The 634-nt window shown below is 60.7% G+C and carries 1 protein-coding gene; it reads left to right on the forward strand.

Annotation, left to right across the window (positions count from 1 at the left end; all coding sequences use genetic code 11):
* Window positions 1-212: 212 nt before the first annotated feature.
* Window positions 213-634, forward strand: a 422-nt coding sequence (locus tag B7449_RS19030; RefSeq protein WP_048884101.1) for a 2-dehydropantoate 2-reductase N-terminal domain-containing protein, incomplete at its 3' end; no start/stop codon positions are given.

Here is a 634-nt window from a genome sequence, read left to right on the forward strand (position 1 = left end):
GCGAAAGACGGGTATGATCTCCTGGAACTGAAGCGCTTCTCGCGGCACAAAAGCCTTCAGGTCGTCGAGACCTATATCGACGCGGCCAGCATCAAGGCCCGGCACCCGGGAAGATCGAGATTCTGAGCCTGTCTTGACCCCTGCCGCCAGAGCGCTTCAACTCGCCCTCAACCGCAACACGTCAGGGCGGATCAAAGAGAGGAAACAGCGTCATGGGTTCCAGAATTCTTGTTGTCGGCGCAGGCGCCGTGGGTGGGTATTTTGGCGCCCGCATGGCCAGCGCCGGGCATGACGTGACCTTTCTGGTGCGCGAAAGGCGCCTGCAGCAGCTCCGTGCCGGGGGCCTGTGCCTGATCAGTTCCGTTGGCAACGTCACCATGACCCCCCGGATGGTGATGGCCGGTGGGATTGAGGGGCCCTACGACATCATCCTGCTCAGCGTAAAAGCCTATTCCCTGATGGCTGCAATGAACGATTTCGCGCCTGCGGTGGGACCGCAGACACGGATTGTCCCGCTTCTCAACGGCATGCAGCATCTTGATATTCTGGCAGACCGCTTTGGCCCTGCCGCGGTCATGGGAGGCACGTGCTTTATCGTCAGCATGCTTGATGCGCAGGGGCGCATTGTCCAGAC

The sequence above is a fragment of the Komagataeibacter intermedius TF2 genome (assembly GCF_000964425.1).
In the GTDB taxonomy this organism is placed as follows: Bacteria; Pseudomonadota; Alphaproteobacteria; order Acetobacterales; family Acetobacteraceae; genus Komagataeibacter; species Komagataeibacter intermedius.